Raw genomic sequence first — 7,685 nt, 5'->3', positions numbered from 1 at the left:
GAACGCGCTGTTCGACGCGCACCGTGACGATCCCGAGTTCGGCTACCGGTTCCTCGCCGGCGAAGCCGCTGAAGCGGGCGAAGTGATGTGCTAGCTGTATGAGGTCATGACGTTGTCGACACGTTCGTGGACTCGGGTGGCCGGGGGCTGATCGGCGCAGGCGGTGTGCGGCCGATGATAGTTGTAATGGTGGACCCAGACGTTGATCGCTTCGCGCCACTCGTTCTCGGAATAGAAGGCGTGGGCGTAGAGGCATTCCTCAGAGAGGATCCGCTGGTAACGCTCGACTTTCCCGTTGTGCCTGGGCGTGTAGGGCCGGGTCCGCTGATGCCGCGACGCATGCGCGGTCATGGTGCGGACGAAGGTCTTCGCGCGGTAGTTGGAGCCGTTGTCTGTGACCACCCGGACCAGACGGGTGATGCCGTGCGCAGCGAAGAACGCCCTCGCCCGGCTGAAGAAGGCGATGGTGGTTGCTGCGGTCTCGTTCTCCAGAGCCTCGGTGTAGGCGAGGCGGGAGTAGCCGTCGATCGCGGAGTGCAGGTAGGTGTAGCCCACGCGCTTCTGACGCGCCCGTTTGCTGCCACGGCCGTGGAGTCGCCAGCCGCCACCGGCGGGGATCTGTCCGACCTTCTTCACGTCCAGGTGGAGCATGTGGCCAGGGAAGCGGGCGATGATCTTTCCCGGCTCGCGATTGTTCTCCCCGGTCGGGTCGAGGTCACGGCGGCGAGAGATCCCCAGCCGCTGCAGCCAGCGCCCGATGGTCCGGACGCAGTAGTGGTGACCGCGAGAGGCGAGCTCGAGGGTGATGCGACGGGCCGACTATTTGCGGTCTCGCCCCCAGGTGTCGATGAGCTCGAGGACCTCGATCGGCAGTCGCGAGGGTCGCCGCGCTGGGGCGCTGGCGCGGTCTTCCAAGGCTTCGGCACCGTCGTCGCGGTAGCGGTGGATCCACTTCGTCAGAGTCGAGCGGGCGATGCCAGCTTCGGCGGCGACGTGGGCGATGGGTCGGCCATCATCTTCGACACGTTGGACCAGGCGGAGTCTTCCTGCAGGAGTCAGCGGCGAATTACGGTGGGTCATGGAACGGGTCTCTTCCAGCAGATGGACGGCTTCAGCACCACCCATCGTGCCGGTCAGGGACCCGTTCCTTCATCCCGACCCCGTGACTACAACGTCATGACCCGCAACAATTAGAGCTGATCCAGAGGGCGCATGCGCTCGAACCGCGGTGCGCTGACGACGAGACGTATCAGCTCGGCGTCGTCCTCGCCGAGCTGGACGGGAGGGCGCCGTGATGGCAGTTGCGGCAGTAGCGCCACCGAACTGGGGAGATGCACCGGGAAGAAAGTCGCGAATCACGGTCGAATGTCCGCCCCTACCGGCATACTTCGAGACACCATCGCAGAACGAAGAAACAGAGGTGTGGAGATGGACGGGCTCGGCAGGATCCTCGCGAGCGAGACCAACGTCAGCGATCTGCTTGCCTACTTCACGGAGGAAGACCCGTCGCCCTGGGTTGAGCTCATTGGGAAGGCTCCTGCCCGGGTCATCCGAGAAGGTCGCGCCAGTACGGCGAAGCGGGCCGATCTCCTCCTGCAGGACGAGTCGGGCGCGACCGTCGGGGCGGTGGAAGTCAAGCTCGGCCACCACCTCAGCCAGGAGCAGTCCGACTGGTACACCACGACGTTCGAAGCGGACGTCCCGCTGCTGCTCGCATCGCTCGACCCAGTGGACGAGCGTGTCGAGCTCCCGGACCCGCGATGGTCCGCGCTCCTCCTTTCCGACCTCATGGGCCGGTGGACGGGCTCTTCGGTGCACGAGGTGGCAGTGCTTGCTGCTTCCGTGACAGCAATACTCACTGCCTGGTCGACTCAAGTCGCCGCGGTGAGCACGGGGATGGGGGGACGCGCGGAGGAACCGCTCGCAACGATCTCTGATCCCTTCCTAGGGCGCGTGCTGACCCGAGCTCTGGTGCCTGGCGTCCGCTCAGAGGGAGCCGAGGCGGTCTACACGGGCGTCACCTCAGGAGGAGGTAACCCCCTGCTCGCCGCGTGGCGCACCTTCCGGAACAGGCCCTCGGAGCATTGCGTCATCGCCGAAGTGCGCTGGCAACCCGAGCATCAGAACATGGTTCTCCGGTTCGGCGTCGACGTCGACGGCACGGGGCGTGAGGCCCGGGAAGCTGCCTGGCAGCTCGCGACCACCCTCGATTCGGCGATTCGCGCCGACGAGTTCGCCGCTCACCTCCATGAGATCGATCCGGAGCGCGCGGAACTGCTCGTCCTCGCAAAGCGGTCTGGGCGTCCGACGGCGAAGGGTGATTGGGGCGAGATTGTTCAAAAGGGGTTCGAGCGCGGTGACGGATCGCGCTACAACCCGGGCTTCCATCGCGACGGTGACACGCGCTTCGAAGCATCTCTGCGGATCGACACCACACGTGCTACCGGTCCCGACGTCGTGGCACTGCTCGGCCATGCGCTGGCGTACCTCAGGGAGAGGGAGGAACGGGCTTAGTGCACGGTGGCGCGGCCGGCCCATTGGGGTGGAGCCTCGTCGGCGGCCGGTACGGGCGCGGGCAGTGTGCCCGCATCACGTCAATTTCACCCTGCTCAGGGGGCAGGGACTCGCACTTCGACAGTCGGACTATGCAGTGCGGCGCCGAACGTCGGCCCCAGGTGCAACACTGGGTGCATGGCGAAACTTGCGAGGCCGGATGCGAAGTCGTTGGTGAAGTCGGTCTTCTCCGCAGCTGTGGATAAGCAGTACCCGGCAGCTGCTGCGAACGTCGCCCGCCTGCGTCGTGTACACCCGGACAAGTCTCCGTCCGAGCTGATCGCCCACTTGGACAAGTACTATCTGGGCGCCGTCACCACGACCGGGGCTGGTGCCGGCGCTGCCGCGATCGTCCCCAACGGTTGGGTGCAGTTTCCAGTTGCGGCTGCAGAACTCGTCACTTTCCTCGAAGCTTCCGTTCTGTACACACTGTCTGTCGCGGAGATCCATGATGTCCACGCGGAGGACGTAGAGCGGCGACGCCTGCTCGTGATGTCAGTGCTTCTAGGTGATGCGGCCGTGAAGAAGGCCGTGGAGCCGATCATCGGGCGCAGCGTTCCGTACTGGGGCCGTGCGATCGTGAATGTCATTCCGATGAGCGCCATTACGCGAGCGAACAAGGTGCTGGGCCCTCGCTTCATCACGAAGTACGGGACGAAGCAGGGCGTGCTCGTGCTGGGAAAGCAGATGCCCATGATGCTGGGCGTCGGCATCGGTGCTGCGGGGAACGGAGCATTCGGCTGGTTCGTCATCCGCTCTGCCCGAAAGATCCTCGGACCGCCGCCAGAGGAATGGCGACACGACGCCGGCGCGAGCGAAGATCTGGGCCCTGAGGAGCCCGTTGTGGGCGAGAGAGACAGCCTGATCGATGAGCCCCGTCAGACCGGGGAGAAGTAGGGAGACCAATGAGCGTGATGTGGGGAATCCACAACGACAGAATCCCGGCCGATGCACTGGTCGCCGGCAAGTTCATCTCCATCGGATGGGACGAGGTCGGTGACGCCCGCGAGATCGGAAACGAGGGCTGTTAAGGTAGGCTTGACTCTAGTGCAGTTGTACAACCAGAGAAATGTCGCCTTCTTTGATTCGAAAAAGAAGGCGCCTGGATCGGATGTGTGGGCCGCCGCGTTGGGTGCGTTTGTCGAAGCTGCGCGAGCCGACCTGCGGCTGAAGTCTATTGACGGTAGCTTATCTCGATAATTGTCGGAGACGTCGTGCATTCTTGAGAATTTCATGATGTCTCTGACCAAAAGGGCGTGCTGGCTATCGATCGCTTGCCAGGACCACTCACCTGGTCGGATTTAGGGGTGATGGAGGGTGATGCCGGCACCTCCGTCGGGTGGAAGACTACTGAGCGGGGGACGCGACGGTGCCTGGGTGAGGATCGGAAAGCTTGAACTGAAGATTGGCTGACGCGTTGACGAGGCCGCGAGAACGGGGGCGCTCTCCTTGACAGCTGGCCCGGCCGAGGAGTGTGGCGTCGTGCCGCTTGCCAGGGGTGCTGCCATTCAATCGTCCAGCAGTTCCACCCCGGAAGCTTCGATGCTCTCGTCGAGCGGAGGGATCGTCTCCGCTTGCGTCGCACTGGCGTGCGGTGCCTTCTCTGGCGGCTCGCTGAGACCGAATGCGCGCAGAATCCGCGTACGCAACAGACTGCGTCGCGTCTCGTAGAACATGAGGTAGTCCGCCGGGTCGTAGATCAGCTCAGGAAGGGCATTGCGGTCGAGATAGGCCGAGTATGCCTCTGGCGAGGTGTAGACCTCCTGAGCCCAGTCGAGCGGCATCTTCGCGCTTTTCGAGACGTTCTCCGACCCCTCGAGGAGTTCGAGGTTCGACAGGCCGTCGCGCTTCGCGAGGATCTCCTCGATCGTCCCGTCGTCAACGCCCGCGGTGCGCAGGGAGGCGCGGTTGAGACGGGCGCGGGGCACGATGTGATCGACGTGATGGATGTTCCGGGTGTTGACATGCGGGAACATGATCGCGAGGACGCCGAATGTCTCGCCGTCGCCGAACTCATAGTCCAGGATGGTCTCGATCAGCTCATCGGTGACGGTCAGCGACTTGCCCCGCCCAGCCATCATCGTGTCGATCTCGTCCACCGGGAATCCTGCATCGCCGTGTTCGAGGATCGTATTCCGCAAGGACTGGAGCAGCTGATCGAGACCGGATCCCCAGATGCCGGGGACGATCAGTGCACGAAGCACCCAGTTCTTCAACGCGGCGCGGTCTCCGGCGGCTGAGGCCGCTTCGCGATAGCTCTGGTCGAGACCGCGATGATGAACGTACTGCGCCAGGGGGATGACGATGCTGCTCGCCGTGAGCGATGTTCCGGAGAGGCCGAAGTCGCTCAGCAGCCCTACGGTGAGCCGGAGCGAGGCCGCGATCTCGTCCCACATCGCGTCGAGACGTGCCATGTTCGCGGCCGTGAAGTTCTTGACCTTGAATGCCACGTCCGGGACCCCGCTGAGCACGAGTCCGGTCTTGAGGATGAGGTCCTTGGAGAAGCGGAAGCCGATGCCGGTGGCATTCAGCTCATCCACCAGCCCATGGACCTCCTTGCGGGCATCACGGTTCTTCCACTGTGCAGTCGCGATGCTGAGCAGGAGGTCGCTGTAGGAGAGGACAGTCCCTCCGGAGTTCACTCGGATGAAGATGTCCAGCACACGCTCGATGTCCTGGTCGGCCTCCTCGAAGAAGTGCACCGAGTGCTCGGAGTGGACCTTCTCCGCCAGCAAGGACGCGATTTCCATCGCGTCGGTATCGTTCCCGAGGTCGCGCTCTGCGAGGACGCGCCACAGTCCCATGCCAGGTCCGGCTGAGAGCACGGCAGGCACCGGGAGCCAGTAGCGCGCTTCCTCCGGGTCGAGCGCAGCGAGTTGTGCCTCTGAGAGGAAGCGGAGGTCGTACAGCAGGCCTGCGGCATTCCCCGGGGCATGGCCATGAAGACTGACGTGGAGTGTCCGTGCTGGGTAGTTCTCGGGTATCCCGCTCCAGGCGTATTTCTTCTTCATGGCGTAGGTCCCGCGCAAGCCGATGTTGAGCGAAGTGAGGCGTTGCTGCCCGTCGAGCACGGCCACCACAGGCTGGTTCGGAGGCACCGCCCGCTCGGGATTGTGCCGCATGTCCAACTCGTTGTAGCTGTTGAGGAAGTCGTAGAAGCGGAACTCCTGTGCCGTGGCCTGCTCCACTCGCCACGAGAGGAAGCTGCCGATCGGATACCCCCGCATGATGCTGTCGAACAGGGCGACGACCTGCTGAGGCTTCCAGACATATTCGCGTTGGATCGCGGGCAGGATGAGATCCTTCCGCTCGATCTGAGCGAGGATCGCAGCGATCGTGGTTGCGGGCAAGTACGGCATCGGGCCTCCACGGGAGTTGGAATGCCCTCAGGCTATGGGGAGCAGAGCCACAAGGGGGCATCAAGAGAAGGATCCATTGCTTTCAGCATTTCATCGGTCCCGTCTGTCACACCCCGCCGACACACTCGTGGTACCACCTCGTGCAGTGCCACCGGAAGGGGATCCGATGTCCATCGACGCGCATGACGTTCCGCTCGCTCCTGCGAGCGCCGTTCCGCATCCGCAGCTCACTGAGATGGAAGTGCACCGGGCACTGGACCTCGCTCAGCAGGGCTTCGTCCCCAGCGAGATCGGGGAGATCCTCGATGTATACCCCGATTCGGTGGAGACCGCGATCGAGGAAGCCGTGCCGGGCGGGACTGCCGCGATTGCCGCCGCACTGAGGCGTCGGCTTCGGGCCTGGCGGCGTGAGCACGAGGACAGCGCCTGGTGGGAGGCCGAGGCCGTGTTCGGCATCCCGCATGCACACGTACTGCGGCTGGTGCGGGTGCCACGGGATCAGGAGCTCGGGATCGTCGCGCCGGGGGAGCCGGGCTATCTCGACACTGTCCTCGCAGGTATCGGGTGCAAAGACCTTCGTGCGATCCGCAGTGCTCGTCTCTACGCCTTCGGCGCGACCCTTCAGGAGATCGGAGACCTCTTCGGCGTCACCCGGGAGCGGATCCGCCAGATCCTCTCCCGGGACACGCCCTGGTCCAGCACAGACCTCAGTGCCGCCGCGAAGGTCCTCGCGCGAGCCCGGCGCGCCGAGCACGAGTCCGTCGCGGAGCTGTGGTCCCTGTCGAATCCTGTTGCGCCGCTCGACGAGGCGCCGGCAGCCCTTGGTCTCTCCGTGGAGCAGATGCGACAGCTCCTTGGTCGCCGGCGCTCCCGGCACGAGCCTGCCTTCGGTGCGCCCTGTGAAGCGACGCGGCGTACCGAGGAGGAGATCATCGAGGACCTCCGTGCCTTCCATGCCGAGACCGGCCGCACGACCTGCCAGGCGTTCACCGACTGGGCGCGAGAGCACGACGTCCCCGGTCACCAGACCGCCGCGATCCGCTTCGGCACCTGGAACGAAGCCCTGAAAGCCGCGGGGCTCAGCACCGACAAGGGGGCTCCGCGCAGTTCCTTCCGCGACGAGGACCTCTGGGCGGCGGTGATCACCGCCGTCCAGGCGCCCGATGGAGGGACCACTTTCCGAGCCGTCGAGGAGTGGCTGGCTCGGCACCCTGCAGCACCGTCGGGGGCGCTGGTACGGCAGCGGCTGTGCGGTCACGAGGGAGGCAGCTGGACCGAGACCGTCGCCACCGCCCTCGCCGTGCTCCACACGCCCAAGGGCTTCGACCCCGCCTGGGTCGAGGAGATCACCGCGCCCCGCGACTGGGAGACCCCGACCGACGACCCCGACCCCCTCGACCACGTGCGCGCGGCGATCGATGCCCTCGGCCCGAGGATCACCACCTCTCGGTATAGAGCCTGGGCCCGAGCAGAGGGCCGCCCCACCTTCATGACTCTGCAGCGACGCTCCGGGAAGCTGTGGAGCGAGCTCCTCGCTGAGGCGGGCGGCGAGCCCAACGCACCGAAGGTCAAGAACCGCAGCCGCGCCGAGGTGGGGGAGTACATGACCCGCTTCCTGGCCGAGTACCCCGAGGGCAGCTCAACCGACTATGGCACCTGGTCACGGGCGAACGCGGCCCCCTCTCGCTCCACCGTCGTCGACCGATTCGGGACCTGGAACTTGGCGGTCGAGTCCTGCCGGGCGCGCTGACTGAACCCGTCCTCTCTAGGATC

General features: G+C 65.1%; 4 protein-coding genes and 1 pseudogene. 3 read left to right on the top strand and 2 right to left on the bottom strand.

The genetic code is table 11. From position 1 onward, the window contains the following. Positions 1-90 precede the first annotated feature (90 nt). Positions 91-1,080, bottom strand: a pseudogene (locus DEU31_RS08235) (IS481 family transposase). 285 nt (positions 1,081-1,365) lie between these two features. Between DEU31_RS08235 and DEU31_RS08230 the strand changes: the two are divergent. Next, positions 1,366-2,514, top strand: coding sequence for a hypothetical protein (locus DEU31_RS08230; protein WP_133676763.1), 1,149 nt, complete (start codon positions 1,366-1,368; stop codon positions 2,512-2,514). 177 nt (positions 2,515-2,691) lie between these two features. Further along, entirely contained in the window at positions 2,692-3,450 is a 759-nt protein-coding gene (locus DEU31_RS08225) for a hypothetical protein (RefSeq protein ID WP_208109974.1), read from the top strand. A gap of 611 nt (positions 3,451-4,061) precedes the next feature. Here the strand turns inward: DEU31_RS08225 and DEU31_RS08220 are convergent. Beyond that, positions 4,062-5,912, bottom strand: coding sequence for a DUF262 domain-containing protein (locus DEU31_RS08220; protein WP_133676762.1), 1,851 nt, complete (start codon positions 5,910-5,912; stop codon positions 4,062-4,064). On the opposite strand from DEU31_RS08220, the gene DEU31_RS08215 reads away from it, so the two are divergent. Further along, the gene (locus DEU31_RS08215; protein WP_133676761.1) at positions 5,890-7,662 is read left to right on the top strand and encodes a sigma factor-like helix-turn-helix DNA-binding protein; all 1,773 of its coding nucleotides are present in this window, start codon (positions 5,890-5,892) and stop codon (positions 7,660-7,662) included. The two genes, DEU31_RS08220 and DEU31_RS08215, sit on opposite strands and share 23 nt — an antisense overlap. The last annotated feature ends 23 nt before the right edge of the window (positions 7,663-7,685 follow it).

Source organism: Brachybacterium sp. AG952, assembly GCF_004362645.1.
Taxonomy (GTDB): domain Bacteria; phylum Actinomycetota; class Actinomycetes; order Actinomycetales; family Dermabacteraceae; genus Brachybacterium; species Brachybacterium conglomeratum.
The sequence above is the reverse complement of the archived record's forward strand: the minus strand, read 5'-3'. Positions and strand labels throughout refer to the sequence as shown.